Source organism: Trabulsiella guamensis ATCC 49490, assembly GCF_000734965.1.
GTDB classification, from domain to species: Bacteria; Pseudomonadota; Gammaproteobacteria; order Enterobacterales; family Enterobacteriaceae; genus Trabulsiella; species Trabulsiella guamensis.
Map to the genome: position 1 here is coordinate 51318 of NZ_JMTB01000121.1, position 21742 is coordinate 73059.

22 protein-coding genes are annotated in these 21742 nt (G+C 54.7%); 4 read left to right on the plus strand and 18 right to left on the minus strand.

Going from position 1 to position 21742, the window contains the following annotated elements; translation table 11 throughout:
• The first annotated feature begins 36 nt into the window (after positions 1–36).
• Positions 37–636 (plus strand): DUF1062 domain-containing protein, encoded by a 600-nt coding sequence (locus tag GTGU_RS21740; RefSeq protein WP_038162514.1) that lies wholly within the window; start codon positions 37–39, stop codon positions 634–636.
• Positions 637–940: 304 nt separating this feature from the next.
• Here the strand turns inward: GTGU_RS21740 and GTGU_RS21745 are convergent, their stop codons facing one another.
• Entirely contained in the window at positions 941–1306 is a 366-nt protein-coding gene (locus GTGU_RS21745) for a FaeA/PapI family transcriptional regulator (protein WP_038162516.1), read from the minus strand.
• A gap of 170 nt (positions 1307–1476) precedes the next feature.
• On the opposite strand from GTGU_RS21745, the gene GTGU_RS21750 reads away from it, so the two are divergent.
• From GTGU_RS21750 to GTGU_RS21760, 3 genes are read left to right on the plus strand one after another with little or no spacing between them, the layout of a single operon-like run.
• Positions 1477–2211 carry a winged helix-turn-helix domain-containing protein gene (locus GTGU_RS21750; protein WP_038162519.1) on the plus strand — a complete coding sequence of 245 codons (735 nt, stop codon included), beginning with the start codon at positions 1477–1479 and terminating at the stop codon, positions 2209–2211.
• Between the two features lie 25 nt (positions 2212–2236).
• Positions 2237–2671, plus strand: a complete 435-nt coding sequence (locus tag GTGU_RS21755) for a hypothetical protein (RefSeq protein ID WP_342665351.1) — start codon at positions 2237–2239, stop codon at positions 2669–2671.
• Positions 2672–2725: 54 nt separating this feature from the next.
• A complete protein-coding gene (locus tag GTGU_RS21760; RefSeq protein ID WP_038162742.1) occupies positions 2726–3898 on the plus strand; it encodes an HD domain-containing protein in 1173 nt (390 codons plus the stop codon).
• Here GTGU_RS21760 and GTGU_RS21765 read toward each other — a convergent pair.
• From GTGU_RS21765 to GTGU_RS21845, 17 genes are all read right to left on the minus strand, one after another.
• Positions 3895–4632 carry an SDR family NAD(P)-dependent oxidoreductase gene (locus GTGU_RS21765; RefSeq protein ID WP_038162522.1) on the minus strand — a complete coding sequence of 246 codons (738 nt, stop codon included), beginning with the start codon at positions 4630–4632 and terminating at the stop codon, positions 3895–3897. The two genes, GTGU_RS21760 and GTGU_RS21765, sit on opposite strands and share 4 nt — an antisense overlap.
• Before the next feature lies 1 nt (position 4633).
• A complete protein-coding gene (locus GTGU_RS21770) occupies positions 4634–4885 on the minus strand; it encodes an acyl carrier protein (protein WP_038162525.1) in 252 nt (83 codons plus the stop codon).
• Between the two features lie 15 nt (positions 4886–4900).
• Positions 4901–5686 carry a hotdog family protein gene (locus GTGU_RS21775; protein ID WP_038162528.1) on the minus strand — a complete coding sequence of 262 codons (786 nt, stop codon included), beginning with the start codon at positions 5684–5686 and terminating at the stop codon, positions 4901–4903.
• Positions 5683–6936: a beta-ketoacyl-[acyl-carrier-protein] synthase family protein gene (locus GTGU_RS21780; RefSeq protein ID WP_038162531.1), complete on the minus strand. Its 1254-nt coding sequence runs from the start codon at positions 6934–6936 to the stop codon at positions 5683–5685. The genes GTGU_RS21775 and GTGU_RS21780 overlap by 4 nt, the downstream gene beginning before the upstream one ends.
• Complete coding sequence (locus GTGU_RS21785) at positions 6923–8320, minus strand: TolC family protein (protein WP_038162534.1); 1398 nt, start codon at positions 8318–8320, stop codon at positions 6923–6925. Before GTGU_RS21785 ends, GTGU_RS21780 begins: the two co-directional genes overlap by 14 nt.
• Positions 8317–10251 (minus strand): MacB family efflux pump subunit, encoded by a 1935-nt coding sequence (locus tag GTGU_RS21790; RefSeq protein ID WP_038162537.1) that lies wholly within the window; start codon positions 10249–10251, stop codon positions 8317–8319. The genes GTGU_RS21785 and GTGU_RS21790 overlap by 4 nt, the downstream gene beginning before the upstream one ends.
• A gap of 3 nt (positions 10252–10254) precedes the next feature.
• Positions 10255–11418, minus strand: coding sequence for an efflux RND transporter periplasmic adaptor subunit (locus tag GTGU_RS21795; RefSeq protein ID WP_038162539.1), 1164 nt, complete (start codon positions 11416–11418; stop codon positions 10255–10257).
• The gene (locus tag GTGU_RS21800) at positions 11415–13550 is read right to left on the minus strand and encodes a peptidase domain-containing ABC transporter (protein WP_038162542.1); all 2136 of its coding nucleotides are present in this window, start codon (positions 13548–13550) and stop codon (positions 11415–11417) included. Before GTGU_RS21800 ends, GTGU_RS21795 begins: the two co-directional genes overlap by 4 nt.
• An 8-nt stretch (positions 13551–13558) precedes the next feature.
• On the minus strand, positions 13559–14509 hold the full coding sequence (locus GTGU_RS21805; RefSeq protein ID WP_038162546.1) for an ABC transporter: 951 nt from the start codon (positions 14507–14509) through the stop codon (positions 13559–13561).
• Between the two features lie 5 nt (positions 14510–14514).
• Positions 14515–15186, minus strand: a complete 672-nt coding sequence (locus GTGU_RS21810) for a thiol:disulfide interchange protein DsbA/DsbL (protein ID WP_038162744.1) — start codon at positions 15184–15186, stop codon at positions 14515–14517.
• 62 nt (positions 15187–15248) lie between these two features.
• Positions 15249–15452: a DUF4762 family protein gene (locus GTGU_RS21815; protein WP_038162550.1), complete on the minus strand. Its 204-nt coding sequence runs from the start codon at positions 15450–15452 to the stop codon at positions 15249–15251.
• Between the two features lie 84 nt (positions 15453–15536).
• A complete protein-coding gene (locus GTGU_RS21820; RefSeq protein WP_038162553.1) occupies positions 15537–16193 on the minus strand; it encodes a helix-turn-helix domain-containing protein in 657 nt (218 codons plus the stop codon).
• 15 nt (positions 16194–16208) lie between these two features.
• Positions 16209–16757 (minus strand): fimbrial protein, encoded by a 549-nt coding sequence (locus tag GTGU_RS21825; RefSeq protein ID WP_038162556.1) that lies wholly within the window; start codon positions 16755–16757, stop codon positions 16209–16211.
• 9 nt (positions 16758–16766) lie between these two features.
• Positions 16767–17798 carry a fimbrial protein gene (locus GTGU_RS21830; RefSeq protein WP_038162558.1) on the minus strand — a complete coding sequence of 344 codons (1032 nt, stop codon included), beginning with the start codon at positions 17796–17798 and terminating at the stop codon, positions 16767–16769.
• Positions 17798–18421 carry a fimbrial protein gene (locus tag GTGU_RS21835; RefSeq protein ID WP_038162572.1) on the minus strand — a complete coding sequence of 208 codons (624 nt, stop codon included), beginning with the start codon at positions 18419–18421 and terminating at the stop codon, positions 17798–17800. The genes GTGU_RS21830 and GTGU_RS21835 overlap by 1 nt, the downstream gene beginning before the upstream one ends.
• Before the next feature lie 18 nt (positions 18422–18439).
• Entirely contained in the window at positions 18440–19183 is a 744-nt protein-coding gene (locus GTGU_RS21840) for a fimbrial biogenesis chaperone (protein ID WP_038162574.1), read from the minus strand.
• 43 nt (positions 19184–19226) lie between these two features.
• Entirely contained in the window at positions 19227–21704 is a 2478-nt protein-coding gene (locus tag GTGU_RS21845) for a fimbria/pilus outer membrane usher protein (RefSeq protein ID WP_038162577.1), read from the minus strand.
• Between the last annotated feature and the right edge of the window lie 38 nt (positions 21705–21742).

Below are 21742 nucleotides of genomic sequence, written 5' to 3' on the forward strand. Positions count from 1 at the left end.
GGATCCAGTTTTGTATGGGTTAAAGAAAGGTACAGTATGCAAGTCACATGGACGGTCAGCCCTGTCGGCTACCAGGGGATTGTAAAACGCTGCCCGGCGTGCAACGTCAAACGCGAGTTTCTTCCGGCTGGGGCGTTCCGGATGAATTCACAGAAAAAGAGGCTTGATGTCTGGAGTATTTATAAATGTACGCACTGCGATTACACCTGGAATATCAGCCTGTTCTCACGCCTGCCAGTAAGCCGCATTAACCACTCGCTCTATCGCAGGATCATGGCCAATGATGAAGCAACGCTGATGTATTTTTCGCATGATGATCAGGTCCTCAAGCGCAATAATGCGGTGTTGTCAGGCGCGCCAGAATTTCACGTTCAGGAGCAGTGGTCTGCGGGGCATCCGTGCAATAAACGATTGAAGGTGCACATCAGGTTACATTGTTCGTTTCAGGTTAGTCTGTTGTCAGTGATGAAAAAACAGCTTTCCCTCACCGCCAGTGAAATAAAAAAACGGGTTGTGACGGGTGAAATTGCCGGTGTTACTCTGAAGGACCTTAAATCGACAAAGCGGAAGACAGCCGGAGTTGTGATATGGGTTTCAGCCAGCGTCTTTTATTCCGGGAGGAAAATCATGCTGTAACGCATGGGGAATTTGGAAAACTAAAAAACGATGCCGCCAGTCTGCGGCATCGTTACAATTTCAGAACAGAACGCTCAACGTATAATCGGCAGGTGAGTGACAGGACATGGATGAATATCACATTTTACTTTTCATTAACAATGATCTTTAAATAATGCTTTATAAGTAGATAAGAGGAAAAATGTCCAGTGAAACTATAAATTAATTTTTCCGCCTTAATTTTCCATTAAGAACTTTCTATAATTTTTGCGAGATCTTAATTTCCCATTTCAGGCATTTTAAGTTTATGTGTTTGATTTATTTCTCATTGTTGCAACCGATAATGCTCCTTGTTAGAATGATCGTTAATATCTGCGGTCTCTTTTGATAAAAACCATTGATGGTGCTTTTGCATCTTATCCCGGATGACCTGGCCATATTTTTCCAGCGGTAGTAACAAATGTCTGACTTTATAAATTGAAATACCACACTGGTCAGCCAGCTCTCTTGTAGACAGACCTTCAGTACTATGCTTATTTAGCAGATCGAGAATAAATACTTGTTCCGGAACCCTGACCGTAGCGAAGCCACTTATTCCCGTTTCCGCCGTCAACAGCTGCAGATTGTCGAGAGGAGCGTTGTAGTCCTGATGTAACGCACCTGAGTTGTAAGAACACAGCGAGAGTTTCATTTTGCAGACTCCACGGTTTTAAAGGAGTTTACAGTATGCCGCTCCACCCGGTTGGCTAGCAACGTTAGCTGAAGATGGACGAATAAATAGAGTTTTTATCTGTGATTTATCTCTTTTTTTTATGAAAACTCTATCTGTCGGCAGGAAACGCGGTTTGGTAAGGAGGTGACATGAGGTTTGATATAGAAGGATTTATTACTTTTGACACCGAGGATGCCACACTCGTTAACGTGTTGACCGGGGACTGCATTGAATTATCGCAGACGTCTACTCGCCTGCTGACGGAATTGCTTAATCATCACGGCGATCTCCTGTCAAGAAACGAAATCTTCCAGTCAGTGTTTGATAAATATGGCGCACGTGCGTCAAACAGCAACCTGAATCAATATATTTCTACGCTGCGCAGAAATCTGTGCGATCTGGGCGTGGAAAAAGAAATCATCGTCACAGTACCGCGTATCGGATTTAAAATATCTGAAGAGGCGATTATCAATAATGACCGTGAGTACAAAACCCCTTGTCTGGAAGAGAAAACGCCTGACGTCTCACCCCCTTATCAAAAGTGGCGATACCGGCCAGTGCTCATCAGAGCGCTCATTGTGGCATTTGCCATTGTAGTACTGGGTATTAACCTTGATATCGGTCGGGCAGATGCCGACACCCAGGAAATTGTGCAGGATAAATGTCAGTTCTTTTTATCTCCCGCGCTTTCGATGAAAGACGTCGCGGACAGCTTTGCTTTAGCATCGCAACCATTAGACTGTTCTTCTATTAAAGAAGTTTATGTTTATCGACAGCAGATAAAAAGCAGCTTAGGGAATTATATCCAGTTGTTGATTGTTGAATGTAAGAAGAGTAAAAGCAACTGCGTCAGTTTTTACATCAGAGAGCAGGGCAATGTTTAAACGAATCATAACGGTTATCGTTTTCGTGATCATCATGCTGATCGTTTCAACCGCGCTTTATGCCAGGCATTCCAGTTTTTCATGTATATCGCAATTTTCTATTGTGCGGAACATCAATACAGTTAATACTCGTGCAGAAGGTTTCGCTTTTTTTGATCTCAGTGATGATCATTTGCTTATCAATATTGATGGCTTACTCACCCAGAACAATAAGAAGTATATTATCTCGCGAACGGTTAGCGTGAAATATAAAAGTTATAATATTAATGCGAATTTATATAAAATATTGCATGTCAGGATGACTCGTGATGACTCTGATAATGTGAATGATAAGATTGCTAACGGCTTATTATTCAACGAGGGAGGAGAGGGAAAACTCATTTTTATTAAAAAGATAAATGATGACATGATCTTATTTGGTAACCACACATTTCCGCAGTATGGTTGCAAGCGACGTTAAACCGTGTGGTTTTGCTTAAGTGGAGTATAAAATAAGTTAAATTTCTTAATTATGATGAACATAAACCTCATAGAATCGTTGGCTTGCATCTCTAAAATAATAGACATGATCAACCCCAGACTGAACTTACATCATGTCAGAACGGCATTTATTGCCTGGCATTTAGCCCGGGAATCCCATTTTTCTCTGGCGCAGTGCCGTAAAACCTTACTGGCGGCACTTCTTCATGATATTGGCGGTCTGGATGAGGAATCGCGGCTGCAGCCACTCAGCTATTATGATAATGAACTTAATGATCACGCGGTGATTGGCGGGGAACTGTTGGCCAGTGTTCCCTTACTGAACCCATTGCAGCGTATCGTGCGTTATCATCATACCCGCTGGCAGGAAGGTAAAGGCGAATATGTGAATGGCGAAAAAGTGCCGAAAGAGAGTCATATTATTTATCTTGCGGATCGCATCGATGTGCTGGTGGCGCGTTATAGAAAAGAAGATCTGCTCTCGGAAAGAGAAGCAATCACTCAAGTTATTCTCGATGGGGAAACTTCACTTTATAAACCAGAATATATCACTGCATTCAGAAAAATATCCGCTTGTGAACATTTCTGGCTCATGATGACGTCGACCGATTTCGATGATTACATCAAAGAAATACCCCGCATTCACAATGATGCGATTTCATTACATAACTTTCGTGATATCGCCGGGATGCTGGCGTTTGTCATTGATGGCTTTAGTCAACACGGCGTGCAGCACTCTCTGGTGATCGGCAGGATATCGGGTTATCTGGCAAGAGAGATGGGCATTGCGCCTGTGCAGTGCCTGAAAATTGAAATCGCCGGGCTGCTGCATAACCTGACCTCCCTGGCGCTGTGCGCCGCGCCAGCCCACACCGGTGATGAAAATGTGGTCTGGGAAGTGCTTTCGCCCATTGAGGCCATCAGTGATATTGCCAGCTGGTGCCGGCGTCAGAAAGAAGAAGATGTCGCTTCTGCAAATCACCCCGAAGTGAAGATCCTGAAAGCCAGTATTTATCTGGCGTCGCTATTGCCGGAAGTGACGTTGTTAACAGAGTTCAATGCGCGTGTCGGGGAATCGGCGGAGATCGCGCCGGAACTGACGGAACTGGTCCGCCAGCACAGCGCGACGTTACTACAAATTTTTAATGAATCTGTTCGTGAGCGGCTCACGCTGGTACAACATATCAATCAGCTGAGCAGGCACTAAACAGATAAACCACCATCAATCACCAGCGTCTGTCCGGTGACATAACCGCTTCCTTCCCCGACCAGAAATGCCGTCGCCTGCACCACATCCTGCATACGTCCGAGACGACGCAGCGGAATGTGCTGCCGCAACGCTTTCAGTTTCGTTTCCGGAATGGCCTGCACCATGTCGCCTTCAATCAGTCCCGGCGCCAGGCAGTTGACCCGGATGCCAAATCGCCCAACCTCCAGCGCCAGGGAGTGCGCCAGACCAATCATCGCCGCCTTGCTGGCTGCATAGGCTGTCTGTCCGCTGTTGCCTTTAAGCGCCGACACGGACGACATCAGCACAATGGCGCCGCTTCCCTGCGTCATCATCGCCGGAAGCAGATGCCGGTTCCAGTTAACGATAGATATCAGGTTATTACCCAGCACTTCATGCCAGTCTTTCGCATTCTGATGAATATGCAGCGCATCAAGGGTCATTCCCGCGTTATGGACAATGGCGGCTGGCGCGCCGAACTCTCGAATGAGTGACGTCGCGACCTGCTCCACTCGTGTTTCATCGGTGCCATCGCAGCAAAGTCCTTTAACCCAGGTGGCGGCGCGCTGGCTTCTGGCGAGTGCCAGCGTATGGGCGATGCCCGTCTCGCTGCGCCCTGTAAAGGCGATATTCCACTCCGGCAGCAGGTGTGTCACCAGCGCCTGACCGATCCCCCGACTGCCGCCAGTAATCAACATCCATTTTCGTGTCATATTAGCCCGCCATCTGCTTTTCAATCGCCTGGCACAATTCCCGCAGCGTCATATGCGGGTTCTGTATGAACATCTCCGCCGTCAGCGTTACCGAAAACTCCCGCTTCGCCAGCACCATCAGCTCAACATAGTCGAGACTGTCCAGCTCCAGCGCTGGCAGGGTGGTATCGGGGGTCAATGCCTCTGGCTCCAGATCTTTGGCGTCGCAAATCATGTCGCTGATTTTGGCGTAAATCATCTCGTATTGACTCATGGCAATCTCCTTGCTTTATTGCGCGCCAATGGGCCCCACTTTAAGGGTGATGGCGCTGCTGATGTTATGGTGTAAAAAACGGGTCTGGTTGGCGATGCGCACAATCGCTCCGTGCTGAAGGTCGCCGACCACCAGCGCCGGTAAGGTCTCGATCTCAAGAGCGGCCGGTAGCGTATCCGCCTGCCAGGGTGCCAGTAACTGGCTGTCGAAAATAACCTCCTGATGGGTTTGCACCACCGGATAACACGACAGCAGCGAGGACAGCGTGTCGCAGTGCGGCTGCAGGGCGGCGATAGCGTCCTGACGAAGCACGCTGTTGTCCTGAATAAGATGACGAAACAACAGCGCATCCAGAAAATGCCACTGTTGCGCCGTTGGCAGTAGCGGCACAAATTTCGTCTGCAACGCGGCCAGCGTGGCGCCACCCAGTACCGCCCGATGTCTGATTTCGGAAGGCGGAAAGTGGGTCTGCGGGGTGAGCTGACAGGAGAGAAAAATCTGCCCGGCGAGGATGTCGGTGACCACTGCGGCGCCTTTTCTGGCGCTGTCGTGTGTCAGGAGATACGTCGTGTCATGCAACAGCGGTCGGCGCAAACGCACGGTACAACTCAGGTACGGGGCGTGCGCCACCTCATGGCTCAGCGAGCGTTTTACATCCAGCAATGCCAGCATGCCGTGAACGCTCAGCGCGGTCCCGCCCTGCGCTTTCACCCACGCTTCATCAAAATGCACCGGGTTGTAATCCCCGGAAAACGCCGCCCAGCGGTGGGCATCGTCAAGGGTGTAGTAAAGCGGCGTCATTGCGGCTTCTCCAGAATCAGCGCCGCATTCGCCCCGCCAAAACCAAAACTCAGGTTCAGCGTCCGGTGAAGATCACCATGGCGATGACCGTCAACGATATAGTCGAGATCGCAAAGCGGATCGGCCTGCCGGAAATTCGCCGTGGCGGGCATGATGCTGTTTGCAATGGCCTGCAGACAAACAATGCTTTCGAAGCTGCCCGCCGCTGAGATCAAATGCCCCGAGTAAGATTTGGTGCTGGAGACCGGGATCTGATACGCCGCGTCACCGAGAGCCATCTTCAGCGCCTGCGTTTCGTTGATATCATTCAGCGGCGTCGAGGTGCCGTGGGCGTTGATATAGTCGAGTTGTTGCGGCTCCAGCCCCGCCTGTTGCAGCGCATGGGTAATGGTCTGCACGCGGGCGAGGCAATCGTCAGCCGGAGAGGTGAAGTCCCAGGCGTCGGAAAAGTTGGCGTAACCGGTGATTTCGCCAAGGATCGTCGCCCCGCGTGCCAGTGCGCTTTCGCGCTCTTCGAGGCACAGCACCGCCGCACCTTCCGAGAGTACAAACCCGCTGCGTTCGGCACTGAACGGGCAGTTTGCCCGCTGCGGATCCTCCTTTTCTTTGCTTAACGCCCCCAGCACATCAATGTTCCACACCGCGCAGGTACTGGTGAGCGACTCCCCGGCGCCTGCCAGCATCATGCTGGCTCTGCCGCTGCGGATCACCTCAAACGCATCGCCAGTCGCGATGGTACCGGTGGCGCAGGCGGCAATCACCGTATTCTGATAACCATTCAGTCCCCAGAACTGACTGCACGCGGCGGTTGCGACGCTGGGCATGGAGTAAAAACAGTTAAACGGCGAAGTCACTCCGGTGGTCGAAAATTCGTCAATGGCGTCGTAGTTTTCATCGAGCCCCGCCCAGCCGGTACCCATGATGACGCCACAGGCGAGGGGGTTATAAAAGGTCTGCGGCGGGGTCTCACCAAAGGCCATAGTCACCGCCTGACGCGCTGCGCCGAGCGTCAGGCGCGCAAAACGCGGAAGCCGACGGCGGATCGCGGCGGGAACGCCTTTCAGATCCGGCTCTTTATCCACAAAACCCAGAAAATGGGTATGGATGTTATGTGCGGTTTTATCGACGTAACGATAGCCGAGACGATTATCCATGATCGCCTGCCAGCTCTCTTCTGCCGTGTCGCCAAGCGGGGTGATGGCGCCATAGCCGGTAACGACGACGCGCTTCAGTGCATTATTCATTGTCATGATTCGTTATCCTGTATTGCGTTTCGCCACCCCCTTGCGCCAGCCAGAGTTGCAGGGTGGCGTAGAGGTAGTCGTATTGGGTTTGTGCGAGCGCGTTTTCGAGCGTCAGCAGATCGTCCTGCGCATCCAGCAGGGTCTGAAAATCCACTGCGCCTTCGCGATAGCGGCTTTCGGTCAGCCGCAGGCGCTGCTGGCTGAGCGCCAGTGATTCATGCAGACGGGCCCGCTGAACTTCAGCGCTGAGCCGCTTTTCCATCGCGTTATCCACCTCGGCGAGCGCCGCATAGGCTGTGCTGCGAAAGGCAATCGCCGCCTGTTTCACCTGCAGATCTGCCTGCTTCACGGTGAGCGTCATGGTGTTCCACTGAATGAACGGCAGCGCCAGCGAACCGCCAACGGTACGAATGGGGTCACTGAACCACTGGCTGAAAATCTGGCTACCGGCGTTAAGCGCGGCATCCAGCGACAGCGACGGGTAAAAGCTCAGGCGCGAGGCGTCATACCCGGCGAGCGCAGCGCGCAGGCGCGATTCCGCGGCCTGAATATCCGGGCGTCGGGCTATGACTTTCAGCGGTGTTTTTTGCATTACCGGTACCCGCTGGCGGGCATCCAGTACTGTCGATTCATCCGCGTGTTGTTCCGCCGGGCGGTTCAGCAACAGCGCCAGCGCGTTGCGGCTGTTATCCCGCTGTTGCTCCAGCGCGCGAAGCTGGTTCTGGCGGCTGAGTAATGACTGCTGCGCCTGCAACAGATCAAGCTGCCCGACTTTCCCGGCGCGGTACCATGAATCCACCAGTTGCACAGTCTGTTCTGAAATGGCGATCCCCGCCCGCTGGTTGCGGATTTGCTGGTTATACAAGGCGATGCTCCAGTAAAGCTGGGCAGTGGTGCCGATGGTCGACAGTACCGTCGCGTCATAATCCTGTTCGCTGGCCACTGCTTCCCATTCGCTTTGTTCGCGGGTACGCGCCAGTTTCCCCCATAGATCAAGCTCATAACCGAGGGTGATGCCAGTGTTGTAGCTCTCCTGGGCAGTAGGGTTGCGGCGCAGGTTTCTGCTGTTGCTCGCCGAGCCTGAGACCGCCACGTCTGGCGTCAGGTTGGTACGGGTTAACCCGGCGGCGATCCGCGCCTGCTGGAGCGTAATGGCTGCCGCGGCGAGATCGTTGTTACTTTCCAGCACTTGTTCGATCACCCGCGACAGACGGGGATCGTCAAATCGCTGCCACCAGTTTTGACAGGCATGTGTACTCTCAACGCCGGTCACCGGTTGCCACTGAGTGGGAAGCGACAACAACGGGCGCTGGTAGTCGCTGCGGGTGAAACTGCCGCAACTGGTCAGCAGAAGCAGAGCCGGGATGAGATAAGCGATTTTCGTCTTCATTCGCGGGCTAGTGCCTCAGTCGGATTGAGGCGGGCTGCTCTGCGCGCCGGGAAATAGCCAAACGTCAGGCCGATCAATGCGGAAAACCCGCAGGCCATCACCACCGGAAACGCGGTGAAGACCATCGAAAACTCATCGGTGAAAAGGGAAAAGAGATTACCGGCGACCCAGGAGCCAATGACGCCGATAAGCCCGCCGAGGGCGCAGATCATCACCGCTTCGATCAGAAACTGGTTCATGATGTCCAGCGGACGCGCGCCGACTGACAAACGGATGCCTATCTCATGCGTGCGCTCCGTTACTGACACCAGCATGATATTCATCACTCCCACGCCACCTACCAGCAGGGAGATCGCCGCAATGGTGGTGATCAGCAACGACATCGAGTCCGACGTTTTCTGCAGGGCGTTAGCCAGTTGATCGTCGGTCTGGGTAAAGAAATCCTTTTTACCGTGCTCGCGCAAAATATGGCGTTCGACGCGCTGCGTCGCTTCCTGCGGCGTCAGGGTCTCCTGAAAACGCAGAATGATGGCTTCGAGCGGCTTTTCACCAGTGATGCGATGCTGGAGTGAGGTATGTGGCACCCACGCCGCCATGTACCCGCCCACCACTTTCGGACCGGGTTTTACCGCAACGCCAATCACTCGCCACGGCGCACCGGCAATCTGCACGATTTGCCCGAGCGGATCTTCGCCGCCCGGAAAGAGCGTATCGCGCCCGGTTTCATCAAGGATCAGCACTGGTTCGCCTTCAGCGACATCGCGGGCGGTAAAGCCATTGCCCTGCACAAAGCGCAGCCCCTGCAATGGGAAATAGTCCTGCGAAACGCCGGAGAGCATCATTGACGAGTCGAGGCCGTTGCGTACAGCGAGCGTCATGCTACTGACCATTGGCGACACGCCCAGGATCCACGGCAGTTTTTGCAGACTACTGACGTCATCCATCGACAGCGCGCGCTCCATATCCGGGCGCTTGTTTCCCCAGCCGGTGCCGGGGCGGATCTCAAGCGTGGTGTTGCCGAGCTTGCCGATCTCACTCATTATCGCCTGCCGTGCGCCTTCGCCCACCGCCATCGACGACACCACGGACGAAATACCGATGATGATCCCCAGCATCGAGAGAAACGCGCGCATCCGGTGACCGAGCAGGGAACGCCACGCCATACGAACTGACTCGTGGATGCTGCGCCCCAGTGAAGCGCGCCCGTTATCCTGTTCAGGCAGCGTAACCGCGTTGTTCACGGCTTCTGTCTGCCGGATGTCAGCCACGATGCGGCCATCGCTGATCTCAACAATGCGTTGCGCCTGCGAGGCGATGTCGCGATCGTGGGTCACGATGATCACCGTATGGCCCGAGGCGTGGAGCTGGTGGAGCACCGCCATCAGCGCTTTGCCGTTGACGCTGTCGAGCGCCCCGGTGGGTTCATCCGCCAGAATCACCTGCGCGCCGTTGATCAGCGCCCGGCAGATGCTCACCCGCTGCTGCTGGCCGCCGGAAAGTTGTGCCGGGCGATGCTGGAGACGGTCTTCCAGACCGAGTTTTTGCGCCAGTGCCTGGGTGCGGGAAACGCGTTGCGCTTCCGGCATGGCGGTATACAGCGCCGGAATGGCGATGTTTTCTTCAGCGGTCAGGTAGGGCATCAGATGGTAGCGCTGGAAAATAAAGCCCAGGTAACGGCTGCGCAGTTCGGCAAGCCGCAGACTGCTGGCGTTGTGCACCGCCGTGCCGTTGATGATGACTTCACCGGCGGTGGGCTTGTCCAGGCAGCCGATGATATTCATCAGCGTTGATTTTCCCGAGCCGGACGCACCGACAATCGCCACCATTTCTCCCGCGGCGATCGACAGCGAAATGTCGGTCAGTACCGGGATTTTTTGTGTTCCGGCAGAGAATTCACGATACACATGGCGCAGGGCGATGATCGGTTCCATGGCTTATCCTTGCACCGTGTCCTGCGCCACGACGACGCGATCACCCATCTGCAACCCTTCCAGTACCTCCGCGTACTGGCGATCGTTAATCCCGATCCGGATCGTGCGCTGCTGCGTTTTGCCGTTCTCAACCGTGGTGACCCGGTAGCGGTCGGTGTCCAGCGCCTGACCCAGTGCTACTACCGGAATACGCAGCACGCCTTTGGCTTCGGCAATCTGAATAAATACCTGCGCTGTCATGGCGGTTTTGAGTTCACGCTGCGTATTCGGGATATCAAAGGTGCCGTTGTAATACACGGCGGTGGCCTGCTGGTTATTACCGCTGCTGCCGGGCTGCTGCTCTTCCAGCGCCTCCTGTGGTGCTGGCTGCACAAATCCCATTGTGCTGGTGTAGTGCTTGTCGGGGTTAGCAATCACGTAAAAGCGCAGTGGCTGACCGGGGTGGATTTTTTGGATATCGGCTTCGGAGATCCGCGTCTGCACCAGCATGGTGTCGAGATCCGCCAGCACCAGGATGGTTGGCGCCATTTGTGACGACACAATCGTCTGCCCTTCATGGGTGACGATCCCGAGCACTTCGCCGTCAATTGGCGCGACGATGCGGGTATAGCCGAGATTGGCGTTGGCGGTTTTTACCGCCATCTCCGCCTGTACAATCTGCGAATCGCTCACCTCAACCTGCTGGATCTGCGCTTCATAATCCGCACTGGCTTGTTCTAAATCGCTGCGTACGCCGGAGCCGTCGCGCATCATTGCTTGCTGGCGCGCATACTCCAGACGATAACGCTTGAGGGCGGTCTCTTCGGCGCGTTTCTGCGCCCGGGCGCTCGCCAGTTGCGCCTCGGCGTTATTCAGTTCGGACTCCTGGATAGTGGGGTCGATCTCCGCCAGCAACTGGCCTTTTTTCACCTTGTCGCCGAGTCGCACATACAGCTTGCGCAGTTGCCCATTCACCTGTGCCCCGACGTTGACCTGCACGGCAGGTTTGAGGACGCCGGTCACCAGCACCACTTTTTCGATATCGCCTTTGTCGACCGTTTCAACGTGCAGGTTTTCCTGCGGTGACGGCGAGGTGAGGGAGGCGATCGCCACACTGATCAACGTTGCTGCCGCCACGATGCCAGCGCCTGCGAGTAACCAACGGGGTTTGAGACGCCATAGCTTCATGCGGTAAGTTCCTTCTTAAAGTCCAGGGAAGTTAAGGGGCTGTTCAGACGGGTGAGTTGCCCCTCCGCCAGCTGGTAGATGCGCTGAAACCCGGCCAGTACCTGGTCGCTGTGGGTGACGACAATCAATGATTTTCCGGTCTGACGGCAGTGGGTATGAATGGTGTCCATCACAATCGCCGCGGTGTCGTCGTCGAGGTTGGCGGTGGGTTCATCAAGCAGCAGTACCGGGCGCGCGCTGTACAGTGCCCGCGCCAGCAACAGACGCTGCCGCTGGCCGAGCGAGAGCGCGGCATGGCTTTCACGGATCAACGCGTCGATACCGCCAGGCAGCGCCTGCACGATATCGCCCAGCGCAAGCGACGCCAGCAGTGACTCGATCCGTGGGCGATCCCGCTCGCGGTACTGCGCGTCGAACAGGGTGATGTTTTCGCGAACTGAGGCGTTAAACAAAATATCTTCCTGGCTTTGCAGGCAGATGGTTTGCGCCAGTTGCTGACGGGGGATCGGCGTTTCTCCGGCGTAACAGGTGCCGCGCTGCGGAGAAAACAACCCGGCAATCAACCGCAGCAGCGTGCTCTTGCCCGCGCCGGATTCGCCGATAATCGCAATCTGCTCGCCCGCCGGTAACGAGAGCGACACCGAATCCAGAATGGGTTTTTGCGGATCGTAGTAATAACAGACGTCATCAAAACGCAGATCCGGGACGGTGGATGCAGGCTCCGCCAGCAGCGGGACGCTGGCCTCTGCATGTTGCGGGAACAGGCTGTGGGCGCGGGTATCAATCACGTTTAACTGGGATTTCTGAATAATGGAGAAAAAGATCCGTGTGACGTACGAGGTAAAAATCTGCCGCAGAAAGCTGTAGGCAAAAAAGTCGCCAAACGAGATGAGCTTGCCATGTACCATTGGCAGCACCAGCAGCATAAACACCACCATCTCCAGGCTGCCGGTCAGCTGATAAAGTCCTTCTTTTACCTGCTCATAGACTTTCTGCTTCTGCAGGCAGGAGAAAAGATCGCGGCTGAACCAGGCGAACTGCGCCTGACGGCGGTTTTCCAGCCCGGCGGTTTTAATGGTCAGAATGCCCTGCAGCGTCTCCATAAAAAAGTCGTTGAGCGCCGCGCTTTTCAGTTGCAACTGCTGGGTGTACCAGCGGTCACGAAATACCGCCCAGACGCTGATAAGCCCCATGATGGTGACGCCCACCGCCGAAATTGCCGCCAGTACGGGTGCTATCCAGAACATGATGGCAAGCGCGATGGCACAGATCACCCAGTCGGAACGCAGGCCGTTGTCCAGTTCTATTTTCTGCAACAGCCCCACCTGCCAGGCGGTGAAGCGGCTGTAAATCTCCCCCGGCGCGCGCTTTTCAAAAAATCGCAGCGGGTTGCTGAGCAGGCGGGAAAACCCGAGGCCGCTGTTGACCAGCACAAAGCGTTTGATAAACCGCTCGCTGATGACCCGCACGCCCAGCGCCATGAAGGTGGCGACAATAAACGCCACGATAAACCAGCCGTAGGGGAAGCCGCTGTTATCCACACTGGAGAAGGCCTGGTTGATGGCATTGCTCACCATGGTGGGCATCAGGAAGAGGGTGAGCGACACGAGGAACGTCAGCAGCATCAGGCGGTAAATGCCAGGCACGACGGCGGTTTCCTTCAGGCTCATCGCCCGCGGTGCCGTTTTTGCGGTTGATGAAGGTGGCAGATCGGCAGGCGCGGGCAGGATGGTGTCCGGCTCGACAATCAGCGCATAACCGCTGATCTCCTGCTTTAGTGCTGCAAACGGCAGCCACTGTTCGCCCACGGCCGGGTTCATCACGCAGACGTGATTACCCTTGCGCCAGGTGAGCAGCACGTAATGGCTTGCGCCGTAGTGCAGAATGGCGGGCAGTGGCAGCGTACTCAGCTCATGGTGTTCAAACAGCACCGGCGTGGTGACAATGCCAAGCCGTGCCAGAATGACCATCAGCGAATCCAGCGATGTGCCGTGATCGGAGGCCGGAAACATCTCGCGCAGGGTGTCCAGCGAGACGGTTTGCCCCTGGGTTTGCGCCAGCATCGCCACGCAGGCAAGGCCGCACTCATTGGTCTCTTCCTGATAAATCATGTCGGGGAGCGTGGTTTTCATGATGCGTTCTAATGATTAATGAAATAGAGAGAGTGGCTGTGCCAGAGCAGCCAGTCCTGCGGGTATTCCCGCAACGTCTGTTCGATAACGCCGGGCATCGCACCTGCCACCGCCTTCGCCGCCACCGGCGGGTGAATGCGGATCTGCAAACCGCCGTCATAACAGAGGTGATAAAACACCACCTGCGCGGCAATGACGCCGGAGAGCCGCACCACGCCATGGTGTAATTTCGCCGCCCGGCCAAATAAGCGGCACGGCAGTTTCGCTTCCAGTGCGCCTTCCGCCTGCAGGGTGTAGTCCGGGGAGATATCCGGGAAGATGATCATGTTCTGCTCGCCCGCGGCGACATCGGCGATCAGCGACATCAGATTGCTGGCGAGCGCCTTGTTCTCCTGATGAATGGAGCAATAGGCGAGCTGAATGCCGCCAAGCGTACGGGCATGCTGGTTATAGAGTTCGGCGCTGGCAGAGACCACCACGCTCGCCTTGCCCGGCGTGACGCTGGCGCCGACGATAGCCGCCAGCACATCCGACACCGCATGCAACGGCGCCAGAATGACCGGGATTTTCTGGTGATGCAGCGGTGCCACCACCGCGTCCAGTTGGTCTGTGCAATGGCGGAGCTGGCGGAGCAGCGTCGGGTTTTGCCCCCAGGTCGCCGCTTCTTCCAGCAAACGGCGGCGAACGGCAATCCACACCGCGTTAATCGGCGTTTTCTGACCGGTCAGACAGCGGAAATTCTCTGTTGCTACCGCGTTTTGCAAGCGGAAAGCGCGCCCGGCCAGGCCCAGCGCACACAGACCCCGCGCCACGCCCAGCACCACGGTGATGGGTACGTAACGCACTATCTTACGCAGCACGGCAAGTTCACCGCGCGCGATCTCACGGTGCAGCCGGTAAAGCCATTCCAGGCTGTTTTTAACGCTAAAGACACTCCAGAGGATAATAAACCTGACCACGGCGCTTATTTTTCCCCTGTCAGCAACTGCTGCATCCGTTGGGCAAATTCAGGGAAATCGCGATCCTGCGCCACGACATAGCGTTTGTTGATAATAAACATCGGCGTGGCGGTGATGGCGTAATGCCGGGTAATGTCCGCCATTTCTGCCAGCCGTGCTTTTACGCCGTCGCTCTGGCGGGTGGCCTGAAAGTGTTTCACGTCGATATTATTTTTGACCAGCCACTCAAGCAGGGTAGGCTCATCGGACAAATTCAGGCTGCGCGTAATAATGGCGTTATAGGCGCTGTCGCGGACTTTTTCTTCAATGCCCATTTCTTCGAGCGTGGCAAATATCGGCGCGTAAACCGCAAGGCCATTACTGTCGCTGGTAATATGGATCGTTTTAAATACGCTGCCCGCTGGCAACGTACGGGCAAATTCTGTCAGATTTTCTTCATTGGCGGCGCAATAATGGCAGCCATAAGACATCACTTCGATAATGCTGTTGTCGTCTTTAATGGGGCTGTCTTTAATCTCTTCAGCACTGACTTCACGAAATGCCTGAGTCTGCGTTTCATCCGTCGCAAAGGTATTAAATACAAAAACGTGATAGCAGAGTACCGTCATCAGCGACGAGACAATAATAAGAAACAGGGAATAGCTAATGAAACCAGCACGCTTAAATTGAATAGCCATAATCATCTCGCAACAGGAAAGAAAAATACCCGGAGAGCAGAGGCTCTCCGGGCAATTACTGATTAACGAAAACGGTTCGGAATGCCGCCACACTTGCTGGCGTCAGCATTCTGCATAGTGGTGGTGGTGCCGTGTTTGTCTTTGCAGGTAGTGACCAGTTTACAGGAGGTCACACCGCCTACGGTCACGTTCTGGTATACACTTTCACAGGTCTTGCAGCAGCCGCCAACGATTCCCGCGGCTTCAAATGCAGTCAGTTTTTTCATCTAGTTTTCCTTATCCAGGTTGTGGTTTATACAGGTAGTGAATTGCAACGAATTACCGGTAATGGACTGCACCGGTAAAATTGCTCAGGGAATGATGCCTTTAATGGCAGCAAACAAATCGATATTGTTTCTTATATTCAGCCTTTTCATTAAGTGGCGTTTTATATAGCTCAACCGGCGCACATCAACGTTCACCTCACAGGAAATTTGTGAGAGTGTTTTCCCTTTGATAATCTCTTCCATCAGCCACCATTCATTACCCGATATCGCATCATCGGTCCGGTTTTGCAGTCTGTTGCGCGTGTATTTAGTCAGTGAGTGGCTGAAACAGTTTCCATTGTGCCGTTTGTGTAATAACTCCTGAAAAAAGAGCCGGGCATATTCAACGCTCTCTTTTTTATGCAGCCAGTGGGCATTGGGCAGCAGTGAATAGAGCGTAATAAACAGCGGCATATTGTGTTCGCCCAATAAAATAATGAGCTTTTTGTTCCTGTGCTGACAAAACCCTCTCATTAAATGCAGCGCCTGAAACCGCTCGCGCGGCAGACTGTCCAGGTCACACAATAACCACAAATGATGTTCGTTACTGCTGTTATCCCGTATCTGCGCCACCATCTGCGAATAATCATTACTGGCGGCACATCCAGACAGGGTTTCCCTGGCGAACAATCGCAGGGTTAGCGTGACGATCCCCTGCGAAAAAAAACAATTTTTATCGTAGATGAAACACTGATACGTCATGCCCCGGCTCCGCCGCTATTGGTAGTTCAGTGTGTAATTCGCCGTGGCGGTAAACGGCCCGGTGGCAATTGTCCCGTTCGCCAGCGCATCAGGTTCCGCTTCCACAAATGCCTGAAAATTAAGCTGCATCACGGTGTCAGTAATCGCCGTCGGGCTGGTGGCAACCCCTAAACGCACTGGTGTGTCATCCGCCTCCAGTAAGCCGATGCCGACACCGCTGGCGTTGTCCGGCGCGGTAGGCTGGATTGCCAGCCGATCCGCCATCACCGTATTGGTGATGCCGTTAAACGTCACAGTGACCGAGTCGAACGTCGTCGGGTTACAGTCCTGCAATTTGATGGCGAACGGGACCGGCGTTGTTCTCCCGGTGCCATACAGTGATTTAATCGAGATCTTGCCGAAATCCACCGGCACGCGCTCAGACTCCGGCGCAATGCTGCACGGGTAGGCGATCACCAGTCCTTTAAAACTGAGATCGCCGCCAATCAGTTCCCCCAGCGCCAGTACCGGTGCCGGGAGCGATGCGGTCAACAGCAGGACAGCGAGGGTCATCAGTCGTTTCATATTCCCTCCTTACTGGAATTCAGCCACGATCGTTGCGGATGCCCGGAATTCACCTTCCGGGATCACGGACGTCGCGCTTCTGGCGATCGGTGCCGCAGTGAGGTTCCAGTCACCTTCGTTATTGGCGAAGCCCGGCACGTTATAAAACGTGTTCGGCGAAACAGGCGTTCCCTGACGATCTTTTAAGGCGATCCCCAGGTCCGAACGGTCCACGGTGCCGGTGGTGCTCAGGTATTTGCCATCGACAAACGCCGGGTTGGGCTGCTGAATGCCGAGTTTGATGTTCAGTGCGCCCTGCGAGAAACTGCCGCCCTCGCATTTCACGTGTATAGGGACGTTCTGGCTGTAACGGGTGCCATCCAGCAGGTTTCCCGATCCGGGAATGGTGCCGAAATCCACCACAATGGGTGAGCCCTGGTTGACAGTGCATTTATCCGGTACGGTCAGCACGCCAGAGGCGATGGTGATCCGCGACAGCGCGGTTTGCCCCATAGGCCCCGGCCCCAGGCGACCAAACAGCCTGGCGATCTCCGAGCCCTGTAAATTCAGGCCGTTGATAATCGGTTTGGTGATCATAAAGGTCACACGGCCCCGGGCACCGGACGCGAACTGGTTAGTCAGAATCGTGTCGGGCACGTTGCAGTAGTTCTGGTTGACGTTGTTAGAGACGTTTTCGAACGGAACCGTGACGTATTGCTGCAGGTTGCCGCCGATGTAGATCTCAATTTTGACGTCCATATAGTCATTGAGCTTGAGATAACCGGGCGTCGAGCCAGACTGGTTTAACGTCGCCTGTGACATAAAATAGACGGGCTGATTAACCATCGGTTGCGAGCAATAGGCTCGCCCCTGAAACATCCCCGCCAGATCGAATTCATCAACAACGGTCGCCCCGGCCTGGTTATTGGTAATATCCTGATTTCCAATGTCGATGAAATAATCATACGTCCCGTTCACCGGAACGATTTCACCGTCCACCGCCAGACAGGCGGCGGAGGGGAACAGTAATGCGCAAAGCAGCAGCTTCACTGAAGGTTTCATTACAGGTACTCCATCTTCAGACGAACCAGACCACTAAACTCGCCAGCAAGAACGTTTGTCCCGGTGGATTCCAGTGCCGCGAGGAAATTCAGTTCGCTGTCGCCAGGATTCACCAGATACGGTCTGTGCGTTTGATTCACCTCCAGCGCGTTGCCTTTCATGTCCATCAGGCGTACGCCCGCGCCCTGGGTTGACCCTGTGGTACGGATCAACTGGCGGTTGTTGATATCGGATTCGCCAATGAAGGTCACCTGAACCGCCTGCTCGCTGGTGCTGTAAGCTCGCCAGTTGTCGCCAGTGCTTTTCGGGCCGAGGCTGGTACGCGCCTGGCTGGCGCCTTTAAGACAATCTTTCAGATATAGCGTGAAGCGCACAGGCTGGCTGCGATCGCCTGCCTGATGGAACTGCCGGGCGCTGATCTCGCCGAGCTCAATATCCTGAATGCGGCTTTTCGTCGTCAGTACACAGGTCGAGGCATACACAGAACCATGAAACCGGACAATGCCGCTCTCTTCGCCGACACGATCCTGAGTAGTGGGCGAGGGCAGCAACGGCGAGTCGGCACAGGTCTGAAACGTCACGCCCACTGCCAGCAGGGCGAGTAAGGGAAGTTTATTTGGCATCGTCAGGTTCCTTCTTTATTAACCCTGCTGTGCAGACGGTAGCGCTTTACAGGTGTTTCCATCGCAGCGGTATTTCAGTTCCGGGTGACCGCCGTAGTCGTTCACATACATCATCGAAAAATCGCTGACGCCCGCGTCGGTAATCTCGAACTGCTTGCTGGATTTCGGCGCGATCATGATCCCCGGGAAACGGGTGATTTTGCTTCCCGACGCTTTCGACAGGCCAATGATGGTCACGTAGTAGGGCGTCGGGTTCTGAGCGGTCATCTGGCTGCCGTTTTTCTGAAAAATCACCTGGTCCTGCCAGACATCGCTTTTGTTTTTCGGGATCACCGCCGCTGGCCGGTAAAACAGCTTGATGCGTGACTGCATCGCCAGTTGCAGCGTGTTGGGTTTATCCGGCTTGGGCGGGATCTCCCGGACGTTGAGATAAAACAGGCTCTCTCTGTCCTTCGGCAGGTTTTCAATGCCCGCGGTTTTGGTGACGCGGGCAATCCCTTTCTGCCCGCCGTTAATGCGCTGCAGAGGGGGTAAGACGATCAGTGGCCCGGTGATTTTTTTGCCATGTTCATCTTCCACCCACGACTGGGCGAGGAAGGGAACATCCGGACTGGTATTGGAGAGATTCGCGCTCGATGACGCCTCTTTTTCCGTAATAATGACGCGGGTGCGATCGAGGGAAACGCCCGCCTGAGCGTCGATGCCGATCGCACTCAGTACGAGAGCGGCAATCCAGCGTCCGTGATGTCTTTTATTGCTCATTTTTGACCTTTTATTACAGTAAGATAACTCGTTATATGGCGACTTAGCGGCGGCACGGCAGCAGCGTGTCTGCCTGCTGACCGGTCGTGCCAGACGGTATCGTGACCTGACACTGTTTCTTGCCGCCCCACATCACGTTCAGCGTTTCGTCAGGATTCACCCCAGCAAGCCAGGCCTGCCCGTTCTCCATTACCATTGCCACGCTAACGCCATCGCCGTTATACACTTCCGCGCCGAAGGGCGGTTCGCTGCCGTCTGCAAGACGCAGGGTGCCCATCATCTTCATCCCTTTCGCCATGCCGAACGCCTGGTAACCAATTGCGCCTTCGGTGAGCGTTGTGGTGCTGATGGCCTTCGACGGTTCGATATTGCCGTCCATCGCATCGACATCCACGCGGGTGTCAAAGCTGTTGTAACTCACCACATCCGGTACCACGGCAATCCCGGCGCTGTTGGTGCGTGAACGCTCGCCGTTGAGCGGTACGCCGCCGATGCCGTTGGTATCCACCATCACGCGGGCGGTGTTCATGGTGGCGCCGCTGTTATGCAGCGCGGCGCCGTGGCGCGTGGCGGTAAAGCCACCGCGCAGAGTGGTGCCTATCGCCATGTACTGGTTATGCTGATAGCTGGCATTGGTATTGATTTCAGCCAGTTGCGAACGATGCTGATAGTAACCATCGGCGCTCGCGTCACCGTTCTGGTTGGCCCCGGCGCGAATACGCCACAGGTTGTTGTAATCGCTGTTGTCGGTGTAAGACGCCATCGGGCTGGTCTTGCCGTTGTTGGTCTGAATGTCGAGACCCGCCCATTTGTTGTCGCCAATCGGTACCGACACGGAGAAGGCGATGGAGTCGTCTCTGCGCCCTTTGTACTCGGTGCGATACGCGGAAACATTGGTGGTAATGCCGTTGATATCGCCAATGCGGAAGGAGCGCCCTATCGAGAAACCGTAGCGATCCTGACTGCGCCTGTCCCAGTAGTTCTGATGCGTATAGGTGAGAAACACGGTGGTCGCTTTGCCCGGCTCGTCAGCCCAGAAGGTCTTGTTGCCGGTAATGGTATAGAGCTCTTTTTCACGCCCCAGATGGCCATAGTCCTGATAGCGCTCATCCAGGTATTGCGCCATGGTACGGAAATCTTCCTGCGAGAAGCGGTAACCGGCGAAGGTGATCGAGCTGTCGTACTCTTCAAACGTTTTCGCGTAGCTCAGCTTGTACGAAGTTCCTTTGAGACGCTTGCCGTCGGGCCTGCGGCTCCAGGACTCGGTGGCATCAATGGAGATCGCGCCGAGAATGCTGAGGTCACGGCCAATACCGAGCGAGGTTGCTGTGTACTCTCTGCCGGAGGACTGCAAACCGCCATACAGCGACCAGGCGTTGCTGATCCCCCAGGAAAAATCACCGGACAGGAACGACGGCCCCTGGATTTTATGGTTGTATCGAGACGGCGCGCCGCCGGAGACGTTGTAGCGCACATAGCCCGGACGCGTGAGATAAGGAATGTTGGCGGTGTTTACCTGGAAAGTAGAGACCGAGCCATCCTGCTCTTCGACGCGAACATCCAGCACGCCACGCACTGAGCTACGTAAATCCTGAATATTAAACGGACCGGCAGGAACGGTGGTTTCATAAATCACCCGGCCGCTCTGGCTGACGGTGACTTTGGCGTTGCTGCGGGCGAGACCATGAATTTCAGGCGCATAGCCCTGCAATGCAGGCGGCAACATGCGCTCGTCACTGGCAAGGTTGACCCCGGTAAAACGCACTGTGTCGAAAACCTGCGAGTTCAGGTAGATTTCACCCATCGTCAGTTTGGCGGCCATCATTGGCAGCGGACGATAGGCATAAAGTTGGTTCCAGTCGAAATCGAACTGGTGGTTGTCGCTGTAGTAGCTGGTCTGGTACTCGCCACGGAAACGCCAGGCGCCGATATTCACGCCCGCCTGACCGTAACCTGACAGCGAACTGTAGTTGTCGCTGTTATCAAATTGCCGGGTCAACTGCCCGTTCAGGCTGTAGTCGAAAATGAAACCGGCAATGCCCTGATCCCAGCGCTCGGGCGGTGTCCAGTCAGGATCGTTATATTTCATCCATGCCTGCGGGACGGTGATATCAAGCACGCCGGCATAGTTATTGACGGTGGCGCCCGGCAGACTTTGCAGGGAGTAACAGTTTTCAAAGCGTTGCTCGACTTTCAGTCGCGCTTCTTCTTTTAACGCCAGTTTGCTCAGCAGATCGCCAGTGATACACGGCAGCGTGCTTTTGCCTTCAGGCGCGTCGATGTAACGAATTTTCTCCTGACCCACCGGCTGGCCATTAATACGGATATCCAGCAGGTAATCGCCAGGCGTGACATAGTTATCCGTTGAAAAACGGGACAAATCGATACGAGTGCGGTCCGCCGCATCCAGCACGTCGGTATTAAACTCAACGTTCTCATCGGCGTAGGTGGTTGCGGCATAACAGATACTCATTATCTGTAGGGCAATTATCGTTATTTTTGTTTTTAATGTTACCGACATGATTTTTCGTCCCAAAAAAATCTGTTGAAAAAATACTG

Bases quoted from the DNA above. Each gene is read 5' to 3' on its own strand.
- GTGU_RS21830 (WP_038162558.1), bottom strand. From the start codon at position 17,798: ATGAAACCTTCAGTGAAGCTGCTGCTTTGCGCATTACTGTTCCCCTCC.
- GTGU_RS21815 (WP_038162550.1), bottom strand. From the start codon at position 15,452: ATGAAAAAACTGACTGCATTTGAAGCCGCGGGAATCGTTGGCGGCTGC.
- GTGU_RS21820 (WP_038162553.1), bottom strand. From the start codon at position 16,193: ATGACGTATCAGTGTTTCATCTACGATAAAAATTGTTTTTTTTCGCAG.
- GTGU_RS21840 (WP_038162574.1), bottom strand. From the start codon at position 19,183: ATGAGCAATAAAAGACATCACGGACGCTGGATTGCCGCTCTCGTACTG.
- GTGU_RS21790 (WP_038162537.1), bottom strand. From the start codon at position 10,251: ATGGAACCGATCATCGCCCTGCGCCATGTGTATCGTGAATTCTCTGCC.
- GTGU_RS21800 (WP_038162542.1), bottom strand. From the start codon at position 13,550: ATGAAAACCACGCTCCCCGACATGATTTATCAGGAAGAGACCAATGAG.
- GTGU_RS21765 (WP_038162522.1), bottom strand. From the start codon at position 4,632: ATGACACGAAAATGGATGTTGATTACTGGCGGCAGTCGGGGGATCGGT.
- GTGU_RS21780 (WP_038162531.1), bottom strand. From the start codon at position 6,936: ATGACAATGAATAATGCACTGAAGCGCGTCGTCGTTACCGGCTATGGC.
- GTGU_RS21760 (WP_038162742.1), top strand. From the start codon at position 2,726: ATGAACATAAACCTCATAGAATCGTTGGCTTGCATCTCTAAAATAATA.
- GTGU_RS21835 (WP_038162572.1), bottom strand. From the start codon at position 18,421: ATGCCAAATAAACTTCCCTTACTCGCCCTGCTGGCAGTGGGCGTGACG.
- GTGU_RS21785 (WP_038162534.1), bottom strand. From the start codon at position 8,320: ATGAAGACGAAAATCGCTTATCTCATCCCGGCTCTGCTTCTGCTGACC.
- GTGU_RS21795 (WP_038162539.1), bottom strand. From the start codon at position 11,418: ATGAAGCTATGGCGTCTCAAACCCCGTTGGTTACTCGCAGGCGCTGGC.
- GTGU_RS21845 (WP_038162577.1), bottom strand. From the start codon at position 21,704: ATGTCGGTAACATTAAAAACAAAAATAACGATAATTGCCCTACAGATA.
- GTGU_RS21810 (WP_038162744.1), bottom strand. From the start codon at position 15,186: ATGGCTATTCAATTTAAGCGTGCTGGTTTCATTAGCTATTCCCTGTTT.
- GTGU_RS21770 (WP_038162525.1), bottom strand. From the start codon at position 4,885: ATGAGTCAATACGAGATGATTTACGCCAAAATCAGCGACATGATTTGC.
- GTGU_RS21740 (WP_038162514.1), top strand. From the start codon at position 37: ATGCAAGTCACATGGACGGTCAGCCCTGTCGGCTACCAGGGGATTGTA.
- GTGU_RS21825 (WP_038162556.1), bottom strand. From the start codon at position 16,757: ATGAAACGACTGATGACCCTCGCTGTCCTGCTGTTGACCGCATCGCTC.
- GTGU_RS21775 (WP_038162528.1), bottom strand. From the start codon at position 5,686: ATGACGCCGCTTTACTACACCCTTGACGATGCCCACCGCTGGGCGGCG.
- GTGU_RS21745 (WP_038162516.1), bottom strand. From the start codon at position 1,306: ATGAAACTCTCGCTGTGTTCTTACAACTCAGGTGCGTTACATCAGGAC.
- GTGU_RS21750 (WP_038162519.1), top strand. From the start codon at position 1,477: ATGAGGTTTGATATAGAAGGATTTATTACTTTTGACACCGAGGATGCC.